At 70.2% G+C, this 23,272-nt stretch carries 18 protein-coding genes; 3 read left to right on the top strand and 15 right to left on the bottom strand.

Annotation, left to right across the window (positions count from 1 at the left end; genetic code table 11):
* Window positions 1-62: 62 nt before the first annotated feature.
* The 4 genes from OG331_RS32900 to OG331_RS32885 all read right to left on the bottom strand — a co-directional run bounded on the left by OG331_RS32900 (window position 63) and on the right by OG331_RS32885 (window position 2,973).
* Window positions 63-1,772 (bottom strand): LytR C-terminal domain-containing protein, encoded by a 1,710-nt coding sequence (locus OG331_RS32900; protein ID WP_406202894.1) that lies wholly within the window; start codon window positions 1,770-1,772, stop codon window positions 63-65.
* Window positions 1,773-1,797: 25 nt separating this feature from the next.
* On the bottom strand, window positions 1,798-2,436 hold the full coding sequence (gene nadD / locus OG331_RS32895; RefSeq protein WP_328427688.1) for a nicotinate-nucleotide adenylyltransferase: 639 nt from the start codon (window positions 2,434-2,436) through the stop codon (window positions 1,798-1,800).
* Window positions 2,437-2,515: 79 nt separating this feature from the next.
* On the bottom strand, window positions 2,516-2,680 hold the full coding sequence (locus tag OG331_RS32890) for a hypothetical protein (RefSeq protein ID WP_107119861.1): 165 nt from the start codon (window positions 2,678-2,680) through the stop codon (window positions 2,516-2,518).
* Window positions 2,681-2,811: 131 nt separating this feature from the next.
* Window positions 2,812-2,973, bottom strand: coding sequence for a hypothetical protein (locus OG331_RS32885; RefSeq protein WP_328427687.1), 162 nt, complete (start codon window positions 2,971-2,973; stop codon window positions 2,812-2,814).
* Window positions 2,974-3,097: 124 nt separating this feature from the next.
* Here OG331_RS32885 and OG331_RS32880 point away from each other — a divergent pair, with 124 nt between their 5' ends.
* Window positions 3,098-4,240, top strand: coding sequence for a M48 family metallopeptidase (locus OG331_RS32880; protein WP_406202891.1), 1,143 nt, complete (start codon window positions 3,098-3,100; stop codon window positions 4,238-4,240).
* 92 nt (window positions 4,241-4,332) lie between these two features.
* On the opposite strand, the gene OG331_RS32875 is transcribed toward OG331_RS32880, so the two are convergent.
* The 5 genes from OG331_RS32875 to proB form a co-directional block, all read right to left on the bottom strand.
* Window positions 4,333-5,415: a hypothetical protein gene (locus OG331_RS32875; RefSeq protein ID WP_406202889.1), complete on the bottom strand. Its 1,083-nt coding sequence runs from the start codon at window positions 5,413-5,415 to the stop codon at window positions 4,333-4,335.
* 134 nt (window positions 5,416-5,549) lie between these two features.
* Window positions 5,550-6,152, bottom strand: a complete 603-nt coding sequence (locus OG331_RS32870; protein ID WP_406202887.1) for a hypothetical protein — start codon at window positions 6,150-6,152, stop codon at window positions 5,550-5,552.
* A 121-nt stretch (window positions 6,153-6,273) separates the two neighbouring features.
* Window positions 6,274-7,560 carry a glutamate-5-semialdehyde dehydrogenase gene (locus OG331_RS32865; protein WP_406202885.1) on the bottom strand — a complete coding sequence of 429 codons (1,287 nt, stop codon included), beginning with the start codon at window positions 7,558-7,560 and terminating at the stop codon, window positions 6,274-6,276.
* Between the two features lie 143 nt (window positions 7,561-7,703).
* A complete protein-coding gene (locus OG331_RS32860) occupies window positions 7,704-8,159 on the bottom strand; it encodes a hypothetical protein (RefSeq protein WP_328884460.1) in 456 nt (151 codons plus the stop codon).
* 207 nt (window positions 8,160-8,366) lie between these two features.
* Window positions 8,367-9,473: a glutamate 5-kinase gene (gene proB / locus OG331_RS32855; protein WP_406210433.1), complete on the bottom strand. Its 1,107-nt coding sequence runs from the start codon at window positions 9,471-9,473 to the stop codon at window positions 8,367-8,369.
* 212 nt (window positions 9,474-9,685) lie between these two features.
* Between proB and OG331_RS32850 the strand changes: the two genes are divergently transcribed.
* Complete coding sequence (locus OG331_RS32850) at window positions 9,686-11,095, top strand: polysaccharide pyruvyl transferase family protein (RefSeq protein WP_406202883.1); 1,410 nt, start codon at window positions 9,686-9,688, stop codon at window positions 11,093-11,095.
* 172 nt (window positions 11,096-11,267) lie between these two features.
* Window positions 11,268-13,313 carry a hypothetical protein gene (locus OG331_RS32845; RefSeq protein WP_406202881.1) on the top strand — a complete coding sequence of 682 codons (2,046 nt, stop codon included), beginning with the start codon at window positions 11,268-11,270 and terminating at the stop codon, window positions 13,311-13,313.
* On the opposite strand, the gene OG331_RS32840 is transcribed toward OG331_RS32845, so the two are convergent.
* From OG331_RS32840 to OG331_RS32815, 6 genes are all read right to left on the bottom strand, one after another.
* The gene (locus OG331_RS32840) at window positions 13,282-14,508 is read right to left on the bottom strand and encodes a glycosyltransferase family 2 protein (protein WP_406202879.1); all 1,227 of its coding nucleotides are present in this window, start codon (window positions 14,506-14,508) and stop codon (window positions 13,282-13,284) included. The genes OG331_RS32845 and OG331_RS32840 overlap by 32 nt on opposite strands.
* Before the next feature lie 226 nt (window positions 14,509-14,734).
* Window positions 14,735-16,840, bottom strand: a complete 2,106-nt coding sequence (locus OG331_RS32835; RefSeq protein ID WP_406210431.1) for a hypothetical protein — start codon at window positions 16,838-16,840, stop codon at window positions 14,735-14,737.
* A gap of 147 nt (window positions 16,841-16,987) precedes the next feature.
* Window positions 16,988-18,487 carry a D-ribitol-5-phosphate cytidylyltransferase gene (locus tag OG331_RS32830; RefSeq protein ID WP_406202877.1) on the bottom strand — a complete coding sequence of 500 codons (1,500 nt, stop codon included), beginning with the start codon at window positions 18,485-18,487 and terminating at the stop codon, window positions 16,988-16,990.
* A 181-nt stretch (window positions 18,488-18,668) separates the two neighbouring features.
* A complete protein-coding gene (locus OG331_RS32825) occupies window positions 18,669-19,877 on the bottom strand; it encodes a hypothetical protein (protein ID WP_406202875.1) in 1,209 nt (402 codons plus the stop codon).
* A gap of 111 nt (window positions 19,878-19,988) precedes the next feature.
* The gene (locus OG331_RS32820; RefSeq protein ID WP_406202873.1) at window positions 19,989-21,548 is read right to left on the bottom strand and encodes an alkaline phosphatase D family protein; all 1,560 of its coding nucleotides are present in this window, start codon (window positions 21,546-21,548) and stop codon (window positions 19,989-19,991) included.
* Window positions 21,549-21,737: 189 nt separating this feature from the next.
* Entirely contained in the window at window positions 21,738-23,219 is a 1,482-nt protein-coding gene (locus OG331_RS32815) for an FG-GAP-like repeat-containing protein (RefSeq protein ID WP_406202871.1), read from the bottom strand.
* Window positions 23,220-23,272: the final 53 nt, after the last annotated feature.

Genomic DNA, 23,272 nt, shown 5'->3' with positions numbered 1-23,272 from the left:
GACCGCCGACAGCACCCCACGTGATTATCGGCTCACGTGGGGTGCCCCGGGTGTCGTGCCCGCTAGGAGGACGACGGCTTGTAGTCCTGGCCGAGGACCACGGAGACGTCCGCGTTCCCGGACACCTCGCCCTTGCCGACCGCTCCGGAGGACAGCCCCAGGGTCTTGGCGACCTCGGTGGCGTCGTCCTTGTCGGCGGCGTCGGCGTAGACGACCTCGGACGTGGCCGCGGTGGACCCGGTGCCGCCCTCCAGGAAGGTGAAGCCGCCGTTGAGCAGCACCACGCGGGCCTCGTTGGTGTTGTCCTTGACGCCGCTGGCGTTGCGGACGGACACGCGGACCGCGGCGTCCTTGCTGGGGCTCTTGGCGGTGCCGCCGAGGACGTCCTTGACGACGCTCGCGCTGGCCTGTGCGCTCAGCGTGCCGTCGGTCTGGACGGGCAGCATGGCCGTCTTGTAGTCGCCGCCCTTGGCGAGGTCGGCGAGCTTGGCGAGGAAGGCGCCGAGGTCCTTGTCGGTCAGCGGCGGCTCGATGATCATCCCGAGCGTCTGCACGGTGGTGGTCGCGCCCTGGGTGTCCGAGGTCAGCTTGCGCAGCACGGCCTGCATGACCTGCCCGAACCGCTCCAGCTGGGCGTTCTGCGCCTCGCCGGAGCCCTGGTAGGTGGCGTAGGCGACGGCCGTCTTGCCGCTGAGGGTCTGCGCCTTTCCCTTGCGGACGAGGGGTGCTGCGCCCTTGGACTTGGCGTCCGGGTCGGGCACGTCGGCGTTGGTGTCGACCTCGATGTTGCCGACCAGGTCGACGAGGTTCTGCAGATACGGGGTGTCCAGCCGCCAAGTGCCCTGGATCTCGGTGCCGAGGACGGTGTCGATGGCGTCGCGCGTCCCGGAGGAGCCGTCGTCGTCGACCGACTTGGCCAGGGTCGTCGTACTGCCGTCGTCGCCGGACAGGGCGAGGGAGTTGGGCATCAGGACGGTGGTGCCCTGCTGGGTGGTGGCGTTGTCGACGAGCAGCGCCGTGGAAGTGCCGCCGCTCTTGGTGTTGTGCAGATGGACGACGATCACGTCACGCTTCTGGGCGCCCACGGGCGTCGCGGTGTCCGTCTTGTCGTCCGACGCCGAGAGGCCGGGCAGCTTCCCGGCGTACCAGAGGTAGCCGACACCGCCGGCCGCGGCGATCGCGAGGACGACCACCAGGGCGATGACACGCGCGCGTGCCCGTCGCCGGGCCTCCTCGCGGCGCTCGGTGCGGTTCTCGGTGAACTTCAGCCAGTCGATGACGTCCTCGGAGTCCTGGTTGGGCTCCTCGACGAAGGCGAACTGTTCGGTGTGGTAGTCCCCGTCACCGCGGCCCTGGGCCACCGGCTCCTCGACCGGCCCGGCCTGCTGCGGGATGTAGGCGGTCTGCTCGGCGACCCGCTGCTGCTGACCGCTGGTCGCGGTACGGCCATACGGGTCGTACGGCGCCGAGTGCCCGCCGTGGTGCTGCTGCTGGTGCGTGCCGGTGCCGTACGGGTCGTATGCCGGCGTGGTCGGCTGCTGACCGGTGTCGCCGGACCCGTAGGGGTCGTACGGCGGGACCGGCTGCTGGCGGCCGGTCGCGTACGGGTCGTAGCCGTAGCCCTGCTGTGCGTAAGGGTCGTACTGCTGCTGGGGCTGCTGTTGCTGTGGCGGGACCTGCCGGTACACCGGCTGCCCGTACTCGTCGTAGCCGACCAGTTCGTACTGGTCGGCCTCGTATCCCGCGCTCCCCGCGTCGTATCGGTCGTTCACCGGTAGCCCCTCTCGGCTCACTGCCTCACTCGCCGCGGTACAGCTCGCGCTTGTCGATGTAGCGCACAACCCCGTCCGGCACCAGATACCAGATGGGGTCTCCCTTTGCGACTCTCGCGCGGCAATCGGTGGACGAGATGGCCAGCGCGGGAACCTCGACCAACGAGACACCGCCTTCCGGGAGCCCCGGATCGTTGAGGTGATGACCGGGCCGGGTGACCCCGATGAAGTGCGAGAGGGAGAACAGCTCCTCCGAGTCCCGCCACGTCAGGATCCGGTCGAGAGCGTCGGCGCCGGTGATGAAGAACAGGTCCGTGTCCGGGTTGAGCGCGCGCAGGTCCCGCAGGGTGTCCACGGTGTACGTCGGGCCGCCGCGGTCGATGTCGATGCGGCTGACCGAGAACTGCGGGTTCTCAGCCGTGGCGATGACCGTCATCAGATAGCGGTCCTCGGCGGGGGAGACGTGCCGGTCGCTCTTCTGCCACGGCTGGCCGGTGGGCACGAACACGACCTCGTCGAGGTGGAACTGCGCGGCGACCTCACTGGCCGCGACGAGGTGGCCGTGGTGGATCGGGTCAAACGTTCCGCCCATGACGCCGAGACGGCGCTTGGCACGGTTCGACGGGCCGTTTCCGGGGCCGGTAGGCATGTCCTGCTCTCCCATGCGTGCAGACCCTACCGGCCCCGCCTGAGGGCTCCGGCCGGGCAGCTGCCGACCGGACCGGGAGGGGCCTGGCCGGGACTCAGCGGTCGCGGTTGAAGCGGGTGGTGATCCACAGCAGGAGCAGCAGGATGACGAAGGCGCCACCCCCGGTGAGCCACGGGCTGATGCTGTTGTGGTTGCCACCGTGCTCCTCGCCCTCGGCGGCGAGGGTGACCAACTGGGCAGCGGCGCTGTGGAAGCTCATCTTCGGCGTGACCTATCCGGTGTGGGCGGGATAAAGATGTCGGCCCATCGTAAGCGGGCGCCATGACGGCGATCACGCCGACTCCACCGTTGGGGCGCCCGCGACGGTCCGCGGGGAACCTTCCCGGCGGCTCAGTCGTCATTCCGCCTGTAGCCCCGCAACAGGAACCACGCGGTCAGCACACAGCCCACGACCATCACGATCAGTACGACCCGGAGCAGATTTCCCGCCCCCTGCTGCTCGGCCGCGCTCGCGGCCTCGGTGAGCCAGGTGGCCGGGGGATTGTGCTCCATGACGCGGAACTCCTTCGCTGTAGTGCCCGTCCACGGTAACTCCGCCTAGGCTGGGCTCTGCTTCGGGGGCGCAAAGGGCGGAACAAGGCTCTGCAAAGGGCCGCAGAGAGCCATCCAGACGCACATGGGGGAAGACATGTCCGAAGGCAACGAGCACACCGGGCACGAGAACGTACCCAGCAGGCAGCGCAGGCGTTTCCCGGGGATCTCCTCGCGTGCGTACGAACACCCGGCGGACCGTTCGGCCCTGGTGGCCCTGCGCAAGCTCAGCGGCTTCGACACGGTCTTCAAGGCCCTGAGCGGCCTGCTCCCCGAGCGCAGTCTGCGGCTGCTCTTCCTGTCCGACTCGGTGCGGGTCTCGGACCAGCAGTTCGCGCACCTCAACGACATGCTGCGGGACGCCTGTTACATCCTGGACCTGGAGAAGGTCCCGCCGATGTACGTCAACCAGGACCCGGTGCCGAACGCGATGTGCATCGGCCTGGACGAGCCGATCATCGTGGTCACGACGGGCCTGGTCGAGCTGCTCGACGAGGAGGAGATGCGGGCGGTCGTCGGCCACGAGGTGGGCCATGCCCTCTCCGGCCACTCGGTCTACCGCACGATCCTCCTCTTCCTCACCACCCTGGCCGTCCGAGTCGCCTGGATCCCGTTGGGCAACATCGCGATCATGGCGATCGTGACGGCGCTGCGCGAGTGGTTCCGCAAGTCGGAGCTCTCCGCCGACCGAGCCGGCCTGCTCGTCGGCCAGGACCTCCAGTCGTCGATGCGCGGCCTGATGAAGCTCGCGGGCGGCCACCATCTGCACGAGATGAACGTGGACGCGTTCCTGAAGCAGGCCGAGGAGTACGAGGCGGGCGGCGACCTGCGCGACTCGGTCCTGAAGATCCTGAACGTCCTGCCCCGCTCCCACCCCTTCACCACGGTCCGGGCGGCCGAGCTGAAGAAGTGGGCCGAGTCCCGCGACTACCAGCGGATCATGGACGGCCACTACCCGCGCCGCGACGAGGACAAGGACGCCTCGGTCACCGACTCCTTCCGTGAGTCCGCCTCCCACTACGCCACCCACGTGAAGTCCTCCAAGGACCCCCTGATGAAGCTGGTCACGGACATAGCGGGCGGCGCCGGCGACCTGGGCGGCCGCGTACGCCGAGGCTTCGGCGGCTTCACCAGCGCACCCCCGAAGGACGAGCCGAGGCGCGACAACACGGGCGAGGACGGCACGGGCGAGGACGGCACGGGCGAGGACGGCACAGCCAACAGCTGACGGCTTCGCCTCTCGGCGCCGGTCCGGGCACATTCAGCCCGTCCGGCGTTTGGGACGGGTAGGGGCGGCGGGGGCGGGAAAGCCCCCGGCGCTCAAACCTTCGGCTGGGACCCCGTAGCCAGCGACCCGCACAGCGCCGTCGCCCCACCCGTGGCATAGGGGTCGGTCCCCGCAGGGCCGCCCTCCTTCGCCGTCTGCCCGGCCAGCAGCGGATGCAGCCGGTTCGTGGAGTCCTCGGCGCACGACAGCGGCCCGGCCTGCACGTAGGACACGACCAGCTGGGCCTGATGCAGCCGCAGGTCCTCCCGGTCGAACCGGAAGTGCAGCTCCCGCCGCACGGTGAACAGCGAGGCCTCGGCCGCCTTCTCCCCGGCCCCCGCCTGCACCGCCCGCAGCGCGTACACGAACGTGTGATCGGCCGTGACCTCAAGCGTGGACGAGTCCGTCTCCGCCGCCTGCAGCGTCCCCTGCACCCGGATCTTGCGGTCCGCCAGCTCGGCCTGGGAGGAGTCGAAGCGCACCAGCCACCCGGTCGGCGCATGCCGCCCGTCCGCGGCAGGCTGCCTGAAGCTCTGGTCGAACTGGTCCAGCTGGTCGGGATCGAGCAGCACCCGGACCGGACGGACCTGCTCACCGGTGAGCACCTCGGGATACAGCGAGGACCGCACGATGTAGTCCTTGGCGATGCTCAGCGCATTCGTCACCTGGCTGTCCGAGAAGTGCGCGGTACGGCGGGCGGCCGGCAGCGGTATGCCCTCCGCACCGAGCCGGAACTGAGCGGCGGGGCTGTGCGCGTACAGGTTCTCCGCGTCGCTGCCCCCGGGCACCTTGCCCTCCGGCGCGAGCGGGATGACGGTCATGCGCAGCGGCTCGGCGGGCGGCCCGGAGTTCGCCGGGGTCTGGTAGGGGTGCCGTACACCCATGTAGATCGCGGTCCCGAAGGCCACGGCGATCAACAGGACCAGGATCAGTGCCTGCCGGGACAGGCCGCGCTGCAGTGGTGCACGGCGGCGCACGGCGGGGGCGTGGTCGGCGATCCGCTCCTGCGCGGAGAACTCCTGGAGGCGGGCAGCACGGATGAACGACTCGTCGAAGACGACGGATCGGTACTCGTCCTCGCCACCTCCGGGGGCGCCCTCGGGTGTCCCCTCAGGTGGGTCTCCTGGCCCGCCCATATCTTCAGGGTAGGTCGCCAGGAGCTCAGGTAAACGCCCTGCTGCATGACAAGTTCTGACAGGTTCTCACCAGGATCGTCAGACCGCTCTCCGTGGTGTTCAGGCCATCGATCGGGTCATTCGACCGGGCCTGGTCAGGGCGTGCGCGGGGTCGCCGAGATGGCCGGTTGGGAGTGGTCGGCGGAGGCGGAGGGAGCCGCTGCGCTGCCCTGCTCCAGCCCGGTCGACGCGGGCGCCGGGACCTGCTCGCGACCGTTGGACGAGGCGCCGCGATAGACCGCCGTGAAGGCCAGCGCGACCATGCCGATACCCATCACGAGGGCGAGCATCCAAGCCACGGGACGGTGCCAGCGAACCTGCTTGCCGTACGTCCCGGGGGCGCCGTAGCGGCCTTCCAGGATGTCCGTGTCGTCCAGATCGTCCAGCTCGGGATCATGGCCGAAAGAAGCGCGGTCGCCGGTGCCGTACCCGTCGTCGTACCGCTCGCCCCGGCCGTGTGCCCGGCGGGCCTCCGCCTCGGAGGCCTCCGCTCTCGCCTGGGCGGCGGCCAGGAGGCGCTCGACGGCGGTCGGCTCGTGCACCACGGCCGCCCGTACGAAGGCCTCGTCGAAGACCACGGAGGCGAACTCTTCGTCCGACACCCCGCGGTCGTGGTCGTCGTCGGGCTCCCAGCCGTCAGGGAACGGCGTGCCCCCCACGTCCTCCGGCACGGCTCCAGAGTAGACCTGGGGGGTCAATTTGGGCAGACGGTATGGAAATTCATCTGCCTGGTGAGACACCTGTCGTGCGGCACGGAGGCTGCCCGGGAGCGCGTGTCCGACGCATATGCCCTGGCCGCGCGCCCCTACGCCGTACGGGTCAGCGCCGTACGTGCCCGTCGCCGGTGACGATGTACTTCGTGCTGGTCAGCTCGGGCAGCCCCATCGGCCCGCGGGCGTGCAGCTTCTGCGTGGAGATGCCGATCTCCGCGCCGAAGCCGAACTGGCCGCCGTCCGTGAAGCGGGTGGACGCGTTCACCGCGACCGTCGTGGAATCGACCAGCTGGGTGAAGCGGCGGGCGGCCTGCTGCGAAGTGGTGACGATGGCCTCGGTGTGGCCGGAGGTCCACAGGCGGATGTGCTCGACGGCCTTGTCCAGCGAGTCCACGACGGCGGCCGCGATGTCGTACGACAGGTACTCGGTCTCCCAGTCCTCCGCGGTCGCCTCGACGAGGGTCGCCTTGGAGTCCTTGCCGTACGCCATCACCCTCTCGTCGGCGTGCACGGTCACCCCGGCCTCCGCGAGGGCGTCCAGGGCACGCGGCAGGAACTCGGGGGCGATGTCCTGGTGGACGAGCAGGGTCTCGGCGGAGTTGCAGACGCTGACGCGCTGGGCCTTGGAGTTGATCAGGATCTCGATCGCCATGTCGAGATCGGCGTGGGCGTCGACGTAGACGTGGCAGTTGCCCGTGCCGGTCTCGATCACCGGGACGATGGACTCGGTGACCACCGTCTGGATCAGCGAGGCGCCGCCGCGCGGGATCAGCACGTCGACGAGCCCGCGGGCCCTCATCAGCTCCCGTACGCTCTCGCGGCTCTCGCCGGGCACCAGCTGCACGGCGTCGGCGGGCAGCCCCGCCCCGCCCACCGCGTCGCGGATCACCCGGACGAGTGCGCTGTTCGACTCGTACGCCGAGGCCGAGCCGCGCAGCAGTACGGCGTTGCCGGACTTCAGGCAGAGGGCGGCGGCGTCGACGGTGACGTTCGGGCGGGCCTCGTAGATGATCCCGACGACGCCCAGCGGGACGCGGACCTGGCGCAGGTCGATGCCGTTGGGGAGGGTCGAGCCGCGGACGACCTCACCGACCGGGTCGGGCAGCGCGACGACGTCCCGCACGTCGGAGGCGATGGCCCGCACGCGCTCCGGCGTCAGTGTCAGCCGGTCGATGATCGCCTCGCTGGTGCCGGCCTCGCGGGCCTTGGCGATGTCCTTGGCGTTGGCCTCGACGATTTCGCTCGTCCGGACCTCCAGGGCGTCCGCGATGGCGAGCAGCGCGTCGTCCTTCTCGGCCCGCGGCAGCGGGGCGAGGTCGGCGGCGGCGGCCTTGGCGCGGTAGGCGGCCCTGTTGACCGGGGACATGGAGTCGTACGGCGAAAGCGTGGTCATGAAAGAAGGGTAGTGCGCCCGCGAGGGCCGTCCATCGTATGTTCCGAACCGCGAGACGGAACCGAAACGCGGCCCTCGCCCTCGTTTGCCCGCACCGCACCGCACCGCCCTGCACCGCACCGCACCGCGCCCGCTACTACGCGCTAGAACGGGTGGACACCCACCGGAGTCGCCGGCGGTGGTCCGAAGCCTTCCGAGAGCCGCAGGTGGTAGGTCTCGCGGTCGATGACCTCAAGCCCGACGATCTCCCACGGCGGCAGCCCCGCGCTCTGCCGGTGCTCGCCCCACAGGCGCAGCGCGACCGCGGCGGCGTCGTGCAGGTCGCGGGCCTCTTCCCAGTACCGGATCTCGGCGTGGTCGCCCGCGTACCGGCTGGTCAGCAGAAAGGGGTGGTCGTGGGCGAGCTGTTCGAGGGCGCGCCGCACTTCCTTCACCGGGGCCTCCTGACCGGAGACGCTGAGGGTGACGTGCCACAGGCGCGGCAGGTCCTTGGGCTCCTCGTAGCGGTCGCCGGCCGCGACGCTCGTCAAGGCGCGCTCCTCACCGGCCGCACGGGACGAGGCCCCGTCGGCACTGCGGGACGCCGTCCCAGGGCGCACTCGTCTCACGACGGCCTCCTTTACGCAGTGACCGACTCGGTGGTCGTGCGGAATGTGTCCCGTAGACAAAGTTGAGCAGGCCGCAAGGGCTCGCGGGGCGATTTTGCGGAACGTCCACCTCAGGGCGACTTACGCAACGGGGCGTTCCCCCTGTTTTCGGCCGCCCTGAGCACCGGAGGGCGTTCAGAACTCCGGGATCATCCGCCCCTACGGCTCCAGGATCACCAGGTCGTCCCGGTGCACGACCTCCCGCTCGTACTCCGCCCCCAGCTCGCGCCCCAGCTCCCGCGTCGACCGCCCGAGCAGTTGCGGCATCTCCTTGGCGTCGAAGTTGACGAGCCCGCGTGCGACCGCGTGCCCCGCGCTGTTGCGCAGCTCGACCGGGTCGCCCGCGCTGAACTCGCCCTCGACGGCGGCGATCCCGGCCGGCAGCAGGGACATCCGGCGTTCGACGACCGCCCGTACCGCGCCGTCGTCCAGGGTCAGCGAGCCCTGCGGGGTGGAGGCGTGCTGGAGCCACAGCAGCCGGTCGGCGGAGCGCTTGCCGGTGGCGTGGAAGTAGGTGCCGGTGTCGCCGCCGTGCAGCGCCTCGGCGGCGTGGATCGCGCTGGTGAGGACGACGGGGATGCCCGCGGCGGCCGCGATCCGGGCGGCCTCGACCTTGGTGACCATGCCGCCGGTGCCGACCCCGGCCCGGCCCGCGCTGCCGATCTCCACCTGCGCCAGGTCCTCCGGACCGTGCACTTGAGCTATCCGCGAGGTGCCGGGCTTGCTGGGGTCGCCGTCGTACACGCCGTCCACGTCGGACAGCAGCACCAGCAGGTCGGCCCGCACCAGATGCGCCACGAGCGCGGCGAGCCGGTCGTTGTCACCGAAGCGGATCTCGTCCGTGGCAACGGTGTCGTTCTCGTTGACGATCGGGAACGCGCCCATCGCCAGGAGCTTGTCGAGGGTGCGGGAGGCGTTGCGGTGGTGAGCGCGGCGGCTCATGTCGTCGCTGGTCAGCAGGACCTGCCCGACGCGGACGCCGTGCCGGGCGAAGGAGGCGGTGTAGCGGGCGACGAGGAGGCCCTGGCCGACGCTGGCGGCGGCCTGCTGGCGGGCCAGGTCCTTGGGGCGGCGACGCAGGCCCAGCGGGGCGAGACCGGCGGCGATGGCGCCGGAGGAGACGAGGACGACCTCCCTCTCCCCGCCGCTGCGGCTCTTCGCGAGGACGTCGACCAGCGCGTCGACGCGGTCGGCGTCCAAACCGCCGGACGCGGTGGTCAGCGACGACGACCCCACCTTGACGACGATCCTGCGGGCCTCGCGCACACCCTGCCTTGCCCCTGCCACCTGTGTTCTTTCCCCTCGCGTACGGCCGGTTCCCTGCCCGGCAATCTACGCGAAGAGGATCGTGCGGCGCGCGGCGATTCCAGCCCCCGGACAACCCGGGGGTAACCGCCTGCTCACGCCTCGCGCACGGCGAAAAGGTTGCGTTGGTTGCCTATAGAAGTCAAAGACAGCGCAAACTTAAGTTGAACGCTGTGCCACACGATGCTCATCACGTCCACCGCGCGAAGCGGCTTCTCCTCCGCTCGGGCAAGAGCCCCTACGACGTCGTCTCCATCGAGGAGGCCCTCCATCGGGACGTCATCGCCACCAACTCCGGCAACCTGATCTTCAGCGACGCCACCCACAAGATCCTTCAGACCCCGCGCACCGAGGTCGTCTCGAACGGCATCCGCACCGAGGTCTCGGCGGCGGGCCGGATCAACGAGGAGTACGACGCCTTCGTGGTCCCGCTCGCGAACGCGTTCCGTCCCTCGTTCGAGGGGCAGCTGAAGCGGCTGACGCGGCTGATCACCAAGCTCCGGATTCCCGTGGTCGTGGTGGGGGTCGGCGCGCAGGCCGGGCTCGGCTACAACGCGGCACGGCTGAAGGGCATCGAACCCGCGGTGCGCGAGTTCGTCTCCGCCGTGCTCGACCGCAGCGCCTCGATCGGGGTGCGCGGCGAGTTCACCGAGAAGTACCTCAAGGAACTGGGGTTCCGGGACGTCGAGGTCATCGGCTGCCCGTCGCTGTTCCTGTACGGCAAGGAGCTCACCGTCACCAAGCGGGAGCCGGTCCTCGGCGCCGGCTCCCGGATCGCGGTCAACGGCTCGCACAGCGCGGTGAAGTCGCAGGGCCTGGACCGGGTCATCACCCGCGCCCACACCCGCTACCCCTACCTGCGCTTCATCGGCCAGAACCTCAGCGACGCACGGCAGTTGCACTGGCGGGACCTGTCCGACCCGAACGGCATGGTGACCGCGATGCCGACGCACCCCGAGCACCCGATGTACCGGGAGGACAAGGTCCGCGTCTACGTCGACCCGGTCACCTGGATCGACGACCTGCGCCCGTTCGACTTCTCCTTCGGCTCCCGCATCCACGGCAACATCGCCGCGCTGCTGGCGGGCACGCCGGCGACCGTGCTGTGCGGTGACTCGCGCACGCTCGAACTGTGCCGCTACTTCGACATCCCGCACCGCCGGATCGACAAGCTGACCGAGGACCTGGACCCCGCGGCACTGTACGAGGAGGCCGACTTCGGCGCACTGATGAGCGGCCACCAGGAGCGGTTCGAGCGGTTCACGGCGTTCCTGGACAGGAACGGCCTGGAGAACACGTTCACGCACGGCGACGGCGGTGCCGCCTTCGACGCACGCATGAAGTCGCTGTCCTTCCCGGCGGGCATCCGCCCCTGGAACGACGCCGACCTGACCTCGCTCACCACCAGGTTCGGCTGGCTGCAGAGCCGTATCACCGAACTCGCCACGGACAACGACCAGTTGCGGCGCGACCTGGCCCGCACCGCCAAGGGCGGCGCCGCGGTGCCGACGGCGTCCGTCTACCGCAGGGCCCGCCGCGTGGTGGGCGGCCCGATCCGCAGGGCGCTGCAATCGGGCCGGTAGGGAGCCGCGGTCACCGGCCGCCACGTCGAGGGCCGGGGTACCCGCCGGCCCCGGTCACTCCAGGCCCCCAGGACACATGCGTGTCGTCCGCAGGCCGCCGCGCGTTAACCCGGGCGCACGACGTCTCGTAACCCGACGCCCGCGTCCCGCGCCGATCTTGGAGTGACCGCAGTTGCCCGCACCCCTGTCCCGCATCCCGGCGAGAGCGCTCGTCACGGCTCTCCTGGCCGCCGCCTTCTGCGCCCAGGCCGTGGCGGCGCTGCGCCCGCACGTCCCGCTGCTGCTCGGCGCGACGGCCCTGTCCCTGGCCGTCGAGGGCGTGCTGCTGCGCTGGCAGCGCGGCATCCTGTCGGTGTTCGCCAAGTCGCACGCGGACATCACCGTGCGGCACGTGCTGCGTGACCTGCTGCTGGTCGTGTGCCTGCTGCGGCTGGGCGAGCAGCACCAGGAGCCGGTGTACACCCCGCTGGTCGCGGGTCTGCTCGCCTTCTACGTCCTGCACTGCGCGATCCAGGCGGTGTCGGTGCTGGTCCGCCGCACCCGCACGCTGCCGGTGGTCACCCGCAACATCGACGCCGCCGCCCTGCGCCTGTCCCCCGCTCCGCCCATCCTGCTGCGCCGCCCGGGGCCCCGCCTGCTGGTGTTCGGCCTCCCGGCCACGGCCGGCCTGCTGGCCACGGCGGCCACCGACGACCCCCGCTGCGCGGCCCTGGGCATCGCACTTTCCCTGGGCCTCGCCCTGGTGGGCCTGTACGACCTTCTCGTACGGCTGCTGCCGAGCCGTCGCCCGGCGGGTGAGCGGGAGACGCTGGACTGGCTCGACGCCTGGCTGGCCGAGTACCGGCCGACCGTCGGGGTCTACTTCTCCGGCGGCGCGGCCTCGGCGTACCAGGCGAACATGTGGCTGGAGCCGCTCGCGAAGCTGGACGGCAGGCCGCTGATCGTGCTGCGCGAGCGGTTCATGGTGCAGAAGATCGCGCCGACCGACGTGCCGGTCCTCTGTCTGCCGAAGGTCTCCACGCTGATGCGCCTGGAGGAGTCCTCGCTCCAGGTCCTCATCCACCCCTCGAACTCCGGCAAGACCTCCCAGGTCCTGCGCATCCCCACGCTCAAGCACACCTTCGTCAACCACGGGGAGAGCGACAAGCTGTCGTCCTGCAACCCGTACGCGAAGGCCTACGACGAGGTGTGGGTGGCCGGACCGGCGGCACGCGAGCGGTACGCGTACGCCGAGGTCGGCGTCGAGGACAAGGACGTCGTGGAGATCGGCCGCCCGCAGCTGGACGACGTGCGGCCGTACGCGGGCCCGCCGAGCGGGGCGCGCACGACTGTCCTGTACGCGCCGACCTGGGAGGGCTGGGACGGCAACCCCGGCAACACCTCGGTGATCGAGGCCGGCGAGAACCTCGTACGCGCGCTGCTCGCGGATGCGGGTGTACGGCTGCTGTACAAGCCGCATCCGCTGACGGGGTCGGTGGATCCGCGCGCGGGAGCCGCCGATCTGCGCATCCGTGAGCTGATCACGGCGGCCAACCGGGAGCGGACCGGCGAGCGCCCGCGGGACACCGGTGAACTCGCCCCTCGCACCCAGGAGTTGGACCGCCTCACCACGACCGCCGTGCGGGCGTCCGCCGACCAGGCCGAGCGGATGCTGCTGCAGTCGGCGCCGGAGCCGGGGCGGGCGGAGGCGGTGGCGCGGGCGACGGCGGCCTGGGAGGAGGCGTACTGGGCCTCGCTGCCGGAGTGGGAGCACCAGGTCGTCACGGCCGCCCGGCCGACGCTGTACGCCTGCTTCAACGAGGCGGACCTGCTCGTCAGCGATGTGTCCAGCGTGATCAGCGACTTCCTGGCGAGCGGGAAGCCGTACGCCGTGGCGAACACCAGCGGCCTCGCGGAGGACGTGTTCCGCAAGGCCTTCCCGACCGTGCGCGCGGGGACGGTGCTGACGCCTGACGCGGCCGGGGTGCCGGAGCTGCTGGACGCGGTGCGGGACCCCGAGAAGGACCAACTGGTCGAGGCTCGGGCGGAGTTGAAGCGGCACCTGCTGGGACCGGACGAGCCGCCGTCACAGGTTCGCTTCAACGAGGCCGTGCAGTCGCTGTGTTCGGTGTCCGGGGAGCACCGCGCCCGGATGGCGGAGCGGCTGGCGGCGGAGACCCCCGAGATCCCCGATCAGCGTCGGTCGTTCACGCCGCAGCGGCCCGCCCACCCGGCGTAGCCCCGCCCGAGGACCTCAGCACCCGGCGCGCCTTGCGCACCGCCCGCCGCACGAACGAGTCCACGCCGCCCTCCCGGTATCCGGGGAAGGCACGGGCCTCGCGCGGTTCGGCGAGGTACACGGAGTCGGGGATTGCGGCAGCGGCGTCCCGGAAGTGCGGGTAGGCGAGGTAGACCCGGCGGCCCTTCTTCTCCAGGAGGGCCGCCGCCTGCTTCTTGGCCTTGACGAACTCCACGACGTCCAGCAGGAGTTCGGGGCGCTGCTCGGCGACCAGGTGCAGCCGCAGCCGCTCGTGGACCTTGAGCCGGCCGGCGATGCCGGGGGTCCAGTAGGCGTCCATGAGGGGCTTCGCCAGTTCGAGCTTGTGCTGCCGGACCTTCTCGCTGTCCTTGGCGTACTGGGGCCCGAACTGCGGCAGCAGGGTGATAAGTAAGGGGCGGAGCATGAGCTGGTCGCGCCGCGGGCCCGCCGGGACGTGCTCGGCGATCAGGTTCATCAGGGCCCGCGCGGAGTCGAAGCGCAGGGTGTAGCCGCCGCTCTTGGTCACGTGCTTGCCGTCGTCGCGGCCCACCAGGTAGTAGCAGGTGTGGTCGGCGACCACGGAGACGCCGTCCGCCCGCAGATAGGCCTCCATCGTGAACAGCGCGTCCTCGCCGGTCCACAGGGACTCGTCGAAACGCATGTTGTGCCTGGTCAGCAGGTCGCGGCGGAACAGCTTCTGCGCGCTCAGCGTGAACTTGATGTTCGAGGAGAAGACGTCGGTCCGGTCCAGCGTCTTGCCCCACATCGACTTGGGCGCGGTGCGGTTGACGCCCTCGATGCGGCCTAGCACCACGTCCGTGCCGTTCCTGTCGGCCATCGCGACCATGCGCTCCAGCGCCTCAGGACCCAGCCGGTCGTCGGCGTCCAGGAAGAAGACGTAACGCCCGGCGGCCTTCCCCAGACCGACGTTGCGCGGGCCGCTGGGGCCGCCCGAGTTGTCCTGCCGGATCACGGTGACCGGCATCGCCGCGCGGGCGGCGAACTCCTCCAGGCACTCCCCCGTGCCGTCCGTCGAACCGTCGTCGACGGCAATGACCTCGATGCGCCCCGGGCCGATGGTCTGTGCCTCGACGGAAGCCAGGCACTCGACCAGGTACGGCATCGCTTCGTACGCCCCGATGATCACAGTCACATCAGGCTGCGTGGCGGTCACGTTTCCCCCTTGTCAACGGGATATTTCCCCCGTATCGCCTCATTCGCTACTTGATAGACGGCTGGGTATTGCAAGCGGTTGCCTCAGGCCCGCGATTTGGTGGTCCAGATCACATCGCGAACTGACATGGGCTCACGTGATTCGGGAAATGGAATAGGCCCAGTCAGAAACGACGAAGCGGCCCCCGAGGATCGCTCCTCGGGGGCCGCTTCGTCGCGTCCGTGGGTCAGGCGGTCAAGTCGTCCCCGTCCGCCGACCCCCGCGGCACGGGCACGGTCGCCGGCACGGGGTCGGGCTCGGGCTCGGGGTCCATGTCGGCTCCGGCCGACGTCCGGGACTCCTGGCCGACATTGCGCGTCTCGGCCTTGATCGCGAGGTTCGCCACCGCGGTGTTGAACTGGTCGATGGACGTCGGCTCGTCCGGGCCGAGCAGGTACCGCTTGAGCTCCACGCGGTCCTCGGCCAGCGCATCGGCGGCCGGATCCCGTACGGCGTCCAGCAGCTCGCCGAGCTCGGCCGCGCTGTTGGACAGGATCGTCGCGGCGCGCACCGCGGTGTTCGCCCGCTTGAACTCCTCCACGCCCAGCTCGGCGGAGTCCGTGACGGCGTACGGCTTGCCACTGGCGATGAAGTCGGAGACCACGCTGGAGATGTCGGAGACCATCGCGTCGGAGACGTTGAAGCAGTCGTACAGGCGCGGCTCGGCGCCCGTGATGACGCGGTGCTCGTGGCCGGGGAAGGAGCGCCAGTACGCGGTGTTCCACTCGGCGCGCAGCCGGGCGACCTCCTCGTGCTTGGCGATGTCGACGAGCCCGTCACGGGTGGCCTCGGCCTCGTCACCCTTGGCGTTGCCGTTGCCCTTCCCGTTGCCCTTGCCGGACAGCTCGGCGAGGCGGGTCTCGATGCGGGCCAGCTCGGCCTTGGCGGCGGTCAGCGTGGCGGTGTCGGCGGTGAAGCGCGGGTCGGTGACCCGCTCGGCGGCGGCCTGCTCGACCAGGGCGATGATCCGCCGGTGCGCGGCGCCGGCCTCCTTGCTGACGGTGCCGGTGAAGGGGTGCGGCTTGTACAGGACGCGGACCGGCGGGTCGGCCGACACCAGCTTCGTCACGATGGACTCGCCGGCGAGCACGATCGAGGTGTTGCCGGGGTTGCCGTCCCAGCCCTCCCAGGTCGGCGCGTAGAGAACCGTCGGGATCCGGCCCTCGGGGGCACCGCTGAAGCCCTGGATCGGCGCCAGCTGCGGGCGGCCGACCTCGACGATGTCGGCGTCGCGGACACCGACGTCGGCGATGGCGTAGCGGTCGCGGCCCGCGCGCCCGGCGGTCCACACCTCGTCGTAGACCTTGCTGTACGGGTTGACGCTGGCCAGCTTGTCGCTGTCGCCGTGGCCGATGAAGACGTGCTTCATGGTGGGGACGCGCAGCAGGTGGATGTTCTTGCCGACGTTCGCGGCGTACAGCGCGACGCGCACGTTCGACAGGTCCAGGTTCATCAGGTGCACACCGCCGGGCACGCAGATGACGGGCACCGTGGTGGGCGCGAGGTTGTTCAGGATGACGCGCTCACGCAGGATGATCAGCGGCTTGGAGTCCAGCTGCTCCATGGTCTCCAGCCACATGTTGACCTGGTACGCGGAGTCCTTGGAGCCGGAGAAGTACAGCACCGTCTCGGGCCGGTACTCGCCCAGCCAGTCGTCGACGGCGGCCAGGACCTTCTCGGCGTTCGGCGGGGTCTTCGCGCCGCGGACGTACGGCACGAGCGCCAGTACGTACAGGCAGCCCACGCCGACCGTGATGCCGATGCCGATGAAGCCCGCGACGGCGGACTCCAGGGAGGCCGAGACGAGGATGCCGGCTACGGCCGCGAGGTCGAGGTGCAGCATCTTCTCGGCGGAGCGGTGCAGCAGCCTGCGCGGCGGGGCGTCCGGGATGCGGATGCGCGAGGCGAGGTCGACGTTGCGGGTGGCGACCGGCATACGGCGGCGGTTGCGGATCAGGGTGACCAGCGCGCCGTGCGGGGCCTGAAGGCCGTAGAAGGCGATGAAGCAGGCGATCGCGCCGTAGTAGATGAGGTCGTCCGCGAGGCCGAGCCGGGCCAGCAGCAGGATCAGCAGCAGTTGCCTGATCAGAAAGCGGATCGACAGACCTGCCCGCACCTTGCTCAGGCGGTTGACCAGATAGCTGCCCTTGCGGTGCAGATAGTGGTCCGCCAGGTACGTCACGGCGGCCGCGGCCGCGAAGGCGGGAACGCTCGGGACGAGCGCGGCCAGCATGAGTGCCGGGAAGCCCAGCATCATGAAGGCCGCCGCGGCCAGCTCGGCCGCGCTGCCCACCCGGGCGACGCGAATAGCGGTGGATATCACGGAGAACCTGCTCAGGGAGAGGGGCCGGTCTGAAGGGGGAAGGACTCAGGCCCCTGTGAATTCTTCGTGAACGAAGAATCGCAGAGGCCTGAATTCCATAAGGCTATTAACTGATGATTATGCCATGCCGTCCTGGCGGTCCAGAACACTGGCCAGCGCCTGCTCGAAGCCGGACGCCTTGCCTGCGGCCGCGGTCGGGTCCTGCTGGCGGACGTCGATCACATGGCCGGTCAGCTCGGAGAGCAGCACGTCGAGGGACGTACGGGCGACGGCCTCGGAGGAGAGCAGGCTGCCCGAGGGCTCCTGGCCGAAGGCCTTGGTGCGCATCGGGGTGGCGGTGCGCTCCGGGTTGATGCAGTTGACGCGGATGCCGTCGCCGGCCCACTCGTCGGACAGGGCCTGGGTGAGGTTCACCATGGCCGCCTTGGTCGAGGAGTACAGGCTGTACTCGGCGCGACCGCGGGTGTAGCTGCTGGAGGTGTACAGCAGCAGCTGGCCCTTGGTCTCGGCCAGGTACTTGTACGAGGACCGCGCGATCTGCACCGGGGCGAGGTAGTTGACCTTCAGCGCCTCCTCGATGGTGGCGTTGTCGGTCTCGGCGAGCTTGCCGATGCGCAGCACGCCGGCGGTGTTGACGACGTAGTCGATGCGCCCGGTCTCGGCGTACGCCTTGGACAGCGCGTCGTCGACCTCCTCCGGGTTCTCCACGTGGGTGCCGGTGGTGGAGCGGCCCAGCGCGTACACCTTCGAGCCGTAGGACTCGGCGAGTTCGGCGATGTCCTTGCCGATGCCGTAGGAGCCGCCGAAGACGACGACGGTCTTGCCGGTCAGCAGCTCGCGGTAGGCCTCCTCGCTGACCTGCTCGGGCGTGGCGGTGGAGGCCAGCTGGAAGAGCTTGTCGGCGATGAAGACGTCGACGGGCTGGGTGACCTTCATGTTGTACTCGTCGCCCGCGACGACGTGGATCGGCACGTCCGGCAGGTACTTGAGCACGACGGAGCAGTCGTCCGTGGCCTGGAAGTTGGGGTCACCGGCGGCGACCTCGTAGGCCCGCTTGATCGTGGACAGCTTGAACGCCTGCGGCGTCTGGCCGCGGCGCAGCCGGGAGCGGTCCGGGATCTCGGTGATGAACTCGCCGTCCTCGCCGTGGGTGCGGGTCACGATGATGGTGTCCGCGGACGGGATGGCGACGTCGACGGCCTGGAAGCGCTCCAGCGCCACGACACAGTCGTCGATGACACGCTGCGACAGCAGGGGGCGCACGGCGTCGTGGAAGAGGACGTTCACGTCCTCGCCCTCGGCCAGGCCCTCGCCGAGGGCGTCGATGGCGCGCTCGGTCGTCTCGTTCCGGGTCGAGCCGCCCTCGATGACCTTCTTGACCTTCTTGAACCCGGCCTTGGCGACGATCTTCTCGATGTCCGGCACATAACCGGGCGCCATCAGCACGATGATGTCGTCGATCGAGTCGGCCTTCTCGAAGGTGGTCAACGTGTGCTCGATGACTGCCTTGCCGGCGATCTTCAGCAGCTGCTTGGGGATCGACAGACCCACGCGCTGGCCGGTACCACCCGCAAGGATCACTGCGGTGGTACGGGGCTTGGCTATGTGCTGGGACACAGGTGACCTACCTTGTGGCGACTGGGAACTTGGAAATGGTCCCACTTGGGGTTACCGCAGTGCAAGGTGAGCGTCCCCGTCTGCATATGTGCGCGCAACCTATCATTCACCTTGTACGCATGGTCATTGCGATGAAGCCTGCCGGAAGTTCCCGGCCGTTGCCGTGAGTAACGACACAGGCTCACCGAAGCCGTAGCCGCTTGAGGCAACGGTGACCGAGTACCCGCACCAGCTCCCTCGACGACGTCTGGTGAACGGTGCGCGACTTGGCGGGCGCGGCGTGCCGTACGGGAGCGCCCGCCGCCGCGGCAAGGGCCCCGTACAGCGCATGCGCCGCAGCCTCGGGAGCGATGCGCGGCACGGCGCCGGTCCCGGCCGCCGGCTGCTGCACGGCGGACAGCTGCACGGCGGACAAAAGGCTCATGTCGCCGACGATCCGTACCCCCGTCGACCCGATCCGCTCCGCCATTTCGGCACCGATCCCGGCGGCGACTTCGACGGCCCACTGCGGGGTGCAGATCTTCACGTCGCCGGGACCGGGCGCGCACGTGTTCTTCATATGCATCACTGCGCCGTTCCGGACGAGCTGTGAATAGAGCTCCTCGGGCAGTTCATTGGCGCGGAATTCCTTATTAAGATTCCGCAGCATTTCGGTCTCGGCGAGGGTGAGGGAGCGATTCGCCGCGTCCGGAATCGGCCGCAGTAGATGCGCGGGCAGTCCGAGCAGCGCCTCGAAGGTGCGCATCAGGCTCTGCCGGTCCCGGTCGTCGACCACGACGACGGTGACCCGCTCGGCGCCGACCACCCGCGCCCAGCGCTCGACGAGGCGGTCATGCCGGTGCCGGCGCCAGAAACTGGGGGTGGGCCTGTCGTACGGCGGCTTCCTGAGCAGGTGCTCCAGCCAGTCCTCGTAGCCCATGCGCAGGCCGTTCTGCACGTACTGCTGCCACTGCGAGGGCATGATCCGCGCGAGCGGGCGCAGCGTGACCAGGACGTGCACGCGCTCGCCGCCGAGCTGCTCGACGATCCGCTCGACGGTGTCGTCGTCGAGGGCGTCGGCGAAGAACTCGCTGCTGATCACGGACGTACGCCGCCCCGTGCCGCGCACCTGCTCCAGCAGTCGCTCCCAGTGCCGCTCGGTGGGCGCGGGGTCGCCCATCATTCCGGTGCGGGCGCAGGCGGCCAGGACCGCCTCCATGGGGTGCCGGGTGGCGGCGGGCCACTCGACGCCGTGCCGGGCCATCTCGGCCCGCGCCTCGAAGAGGGCGCCCTGGATCGAGGTGGTGCCCGTCTTGTGCGGGCCGATGTGCAGCAGGCGGGTCCCGGTGGCGAGCGGGGTGATCACGTCGCCGTCGGCCGGGAGTTCCGCTCTCGTACAGTCCGTCTCCATGGTCAGAGGACGGTAGGAGAGCTTGCTGAGAGAGCGCTGAGAGTGACCTGGGACACGGCTGAGTCCCAGGCCCTCCAGTAGGCGTTACGGCAGTGACCGAGGTTGCGGGAGTTACACGACCTCGACGCCCGGCTCGCCCGACTCGACCCGCAGCCGGGCCAGCGTGCTCGGCGTGGCCGTCTGTGCGCGCACCGTGTCCACGATCCGCACCTGCGCGTCGATGCCGTCGCGGCGGATGTCGAAGAGGTGGTAGCCGCGGTGGGCGTCGAGGAGCTTCCAGTGCGGGTTGTCCGGCAGGCGCGGGTCCCACTCCTTGTGGAAGGCGTCCTGGTCCTGGTCGCCGTTGCTGGAGATGGACGTACCGACGAACTCGGCGCCCACCACGTCCGAGCTGGGGTCGGCGTAGTCCTCCTTGAGGTCGCTGATCATCGTCAGATGGCGGTCACCGGTGAACACGACCGGGTTGCGGACCTGCTTCAACTCCTGCATCAGGGCGTTGCGTTCGACCTGGTAGCCGTCCCAGGCGTCGTAGTACCAGAGCTTGCCCTCGCCGACCTTGAGGTCGGTCTCGGCCATCATGATCTGCGAGCCGATCATGTTCCAGCGGGCCGGCGAGTGGCGCAGCCCGTCGACCAGCCACCGCTTCTGCTCGGCGCCGAGCATGGTGAGCCCGGGGTCCTGGGCGCCTTCCTGGGTGGTGGCCTGGTCGCTGCGGTACTGCCGGGTGTCCAGCACGCTGAGCCGGGCCAGGCGGCCGAACTCCAGGCGGCGGTACATCTGGATGTGCGGGCCGTTCGGGATGGCGCTCGCACGGACCGGCATGTGCTCGTAGAACGCCTGGTAGCCCGCGGTCAGCCGGGCCACGAACGCGTCGTGCGGCTGCTTGTCCGGGTCCTGCGGGATCTCGCCGGCGAAGTCGTTGTCGATCTCGTGGTCGTCGAAGGTGACCACCCAGGGCGCGTTCGCGTGCATCGCGGCCAGGTCCGGGTCGGTGCGGTACTGGGCGTACCGGTTGCGGTACTGGACCAGGCTGTACGGCTCACCCGTGCCCTCGTGCCGGCGCACACCCGTCGCCGACGGCGTGGACTCGTAGATGTAGTCGCCGACGAACAGGACGAAGTCGGGGTCCTGGTCGAGCATGTCGGCGTACGGCGTGAAGTAGCCGTGCTGCCAGTTCTGGCAGGACGCCAGCGCCATGCGCAGCCGGCCGCCGGAGCTCGTCGGGTGGGGCGCGGTGCGGGTACGGCCGGTGGGCGAGAGCTGGCCGCCGGTGCGGAAGCGGTACCAGTACGTACGGCCCGGGCGCAGCCGTCGTACGTCGACGTGGACGCTGTGCCCCAGCTCGGGCCGGGCCTGGGCGACCCCGCGGCGCACCGGTTTGCGGAACCGCTCGTCCTCGGCGATCTCCCACTCGACGGAGACCACGCGGTCGGGCATGCCGCCGCCGTGCAGCGGATCCGGAGCGAGGCGCGTCCACAGCACGATGCCGTCGGGCAGCGGGTCACCGGAGGCGACCCCGAGACTGAACACGCCGTCGGGCAGCGGGGTTTCGGCGGCCCGGGCGGCGGACGGCAGCCACAGCTGGGCGGAGGCCGCGGCGCCGAGCACCGCGGCACCCGCGGTCAGAAAGCGGCGTCGGTCGGGCGATACGGATCCGGAAACACCGGTCATCGGCGAACTCCCCTGCCTCGCTGGCCTCTTGGACACTTCGGATGCTCACGCCCGAGGGCGGCCCGGCTGCTGAACTGTGAGCTTCGCGTGCATGACAACTAGGGAGACAACGGAAGACCCGCTGCGGCACGACAAGGTGCCCTTGCCACAACGGGTCTGCCGGTCGATCAGTGCGTGAACCCGGCTGGATCAGTAGTTGAACCCGGAGCCCAGCCTCGCGTTCGCGGCGACCGTGCCGAGGGTCCCGGCGCCGAAGGTGAGCGAGCCGGTCGGGGTGATGCCGGCCGAGGTGGACTTGAACACCCACACCGACCCGGCGTTCGCGTTCTCCCCCGGTGCGCCTACGACGAGTTCCGCGCGGCCGTCGTGGTTGGCGTCCACGAGGTGGGTCGCGCCGCCGAAGGCGTCCTTGGTCTCCGCCGCGCCCGGCACGCCCTCGGTGGCCTGGTTGACTCCGCCTGCGCCGGTGCCGGTCAACCCGTTCGCGCCGCCGCGCAGTACGACGGCACCGCCGGCGTCGCTCAGCCCGTCGAAGTCCTCACCGGGCACGCCCGTGGAGACGTCGGCGTACCCGTCGCCGTCGACGTCGGCGACCGAGACGTCGGAGCCGAAGCCGTCGCCGCGCTCGGCGGCGCCGGGGACTCCGGCGCTGTCCTGGTTGACGTACATCGCCTTCGTACCGACGGGCCCGTTCGCGGAGCCCGGTATGAAGGCGACCCGGCCGCCCGTGGGGATCGGGGTGTCGAGGTCGCTGTCGTAGCCGTCGACGGACCGGCCCACCACGATGTCCTCGTACCCGTCCCCGTTCACGTCACCGAGGTCGAGGGACTCGCCGCCCTGCACCCGCCAGTCCCTGGCGTCACGGAGCACGATCCCCTCGGCGAGGCCGTCCGGCGTGCCCCGCCAGTACGTGATGCGGCGGGCGTCGTACTCGTCGCCGTCGTGCATGGTGCCGACGACGTCGTCGATGCCGTCACCGTTCACGTCGCCGGTGGCCAGGTCCAGGAAGCGGGGGTCGGAGTCGTCCAGGACGATCTGCTCCCCGCCGCTCGCGGAACCGTCGCGGCCGAAGGGGCCCTTGATGACCCGCAGCTTGACCTGGCTCTCGATGACGACCAGGTCCGGCGCCCCGTCACCGTTCACATCGCCGACGGTCAGCTGCCCCTTGGCGCTGAGCCGGTCATAGGTCTCGCGCCCGTACGCCAGCGCGGCCCCGCCGGACAGCCCGTTCGCCCCGCCCCAGACGACCTGCACGATCCCGGTCTCGGCACCGCCCTCGACGGAGTCCTCACCGGCGGCACCCACGATCAGGTCCGCGTATCCGTCCCGGTCGAGGTCGGCGCTGCTCACCGCGCTGCCGAAGAGGTCCTCCGTCTCGGCGGAGTCGGTGACGCCGGCCGTGTTCTGGCTGATGACCTGCTTGGAGGCGGTCTTCAGCCCACTCGCCGACCCGTACACCACGGCGACGTAACCGGCCTTCGACTTCCCGTCGACGGTCGCCTCGGGCGCCGCGACCGCGAGGTCGGAGTAGCCGTCGCCGTTGAAGTCGTCCCGGAGTTCGACTGCGGGCGGAGTGTCCCCGGCCGCTTGGGCGACGGGCACAGCGGCCGCTCCCGTCACCGCCATGACGACCGCGAGTCCCGTGCGCCAGGTTGCTCTGCGCCTGTTCATGGTGCTGTCTCCTGTCGTTTCGTGGGGGGATATCGGTACGAGGCTGTAGTCGC

Origin of the sequence: Streptomyces sp. NBC_01017, from assembly GCF_045162795.1 — a bacterium.
In the GTDB taxonomy this organism is placed as follows: Bacteria; Actinomycetota; Actinomycetes; order Streptomycetales; family Streptomycetaceae; genus Streptomyces; species Streptomyces machairae.
The sequence above is the reverse complement of the archived record's forward strand: the minus strand, read 5'-3'. Positions and strand labels throughout refer to the sequence as shown.

Excerpts from the sequence above, each read along its gene's own strand:
- OG331_RS32880 (WP_406202891.1), top strand. The coding sequence starts at position 3,098 with ATGGGGGAAGACATGTCCGAAGGCAACGAGCACACCGGGCACGAGAAC.
- OG331_RS32820 (WP_406202873.1), bottom strand. The coding sequence starts at position 21,548 with ATGACCGGTGTTTCCGGATCCGTATCGCCCGACCGACGCCGCTTTCTG.
- OG331_RS32815 (WP_406202871.1), bottom strand. The coding sequence starts at position 23,219 with ATGAACAGGCGCAGAGCAACCTGGCGCACGGGACTCGCGGTCGTCATG.
- nadD (WP_328427688.1), bottom strand. The coding sequence starts at position 2,436 with ATGGGAGAGCAGGACATGCCTACCGGCCCCGGAAACGGCCCGTCGAAC.
- OG331_RS32875 (WP_406202889.1), bottom strand. The coding sequence starts at position 5,415 with ATGGGCGGGCCAGGAGACCCACCTGAGGGGACACCCGAGGGCGCCCCC.
- OG331_RS32885 (WP_328427687.1), bottom strand. The coding sequence starts at position 2,973 with ATGGAGCACAATCCCCCGGCCACCTGGCTCACCGAGGCCGCGAGCGCG.
- OG331_RS32865 (WP_406202885.1), bottom strand. The coding sequence starts at position 7,560 with ATGACCACGCTTTCGCCGTACGACTCCATGTCCCCGGTCAACAGGGCC.
- OG331_RS32890 (WP_107119861.1), bottom strand. The coding sequence starts at position 2,680 with ATGAGCTTCCACAGCGCCGCTGCCCAGTTGGTCACCCTCGCCGCCGAG.
- OG331_RS32825 (WP_406202875.1), bottom strand. The coding sequence starts at position 19,877 with ATGGAGACGGACTGTACGAGAGCGGAACTCCCGGCCGACGGCGACGTG.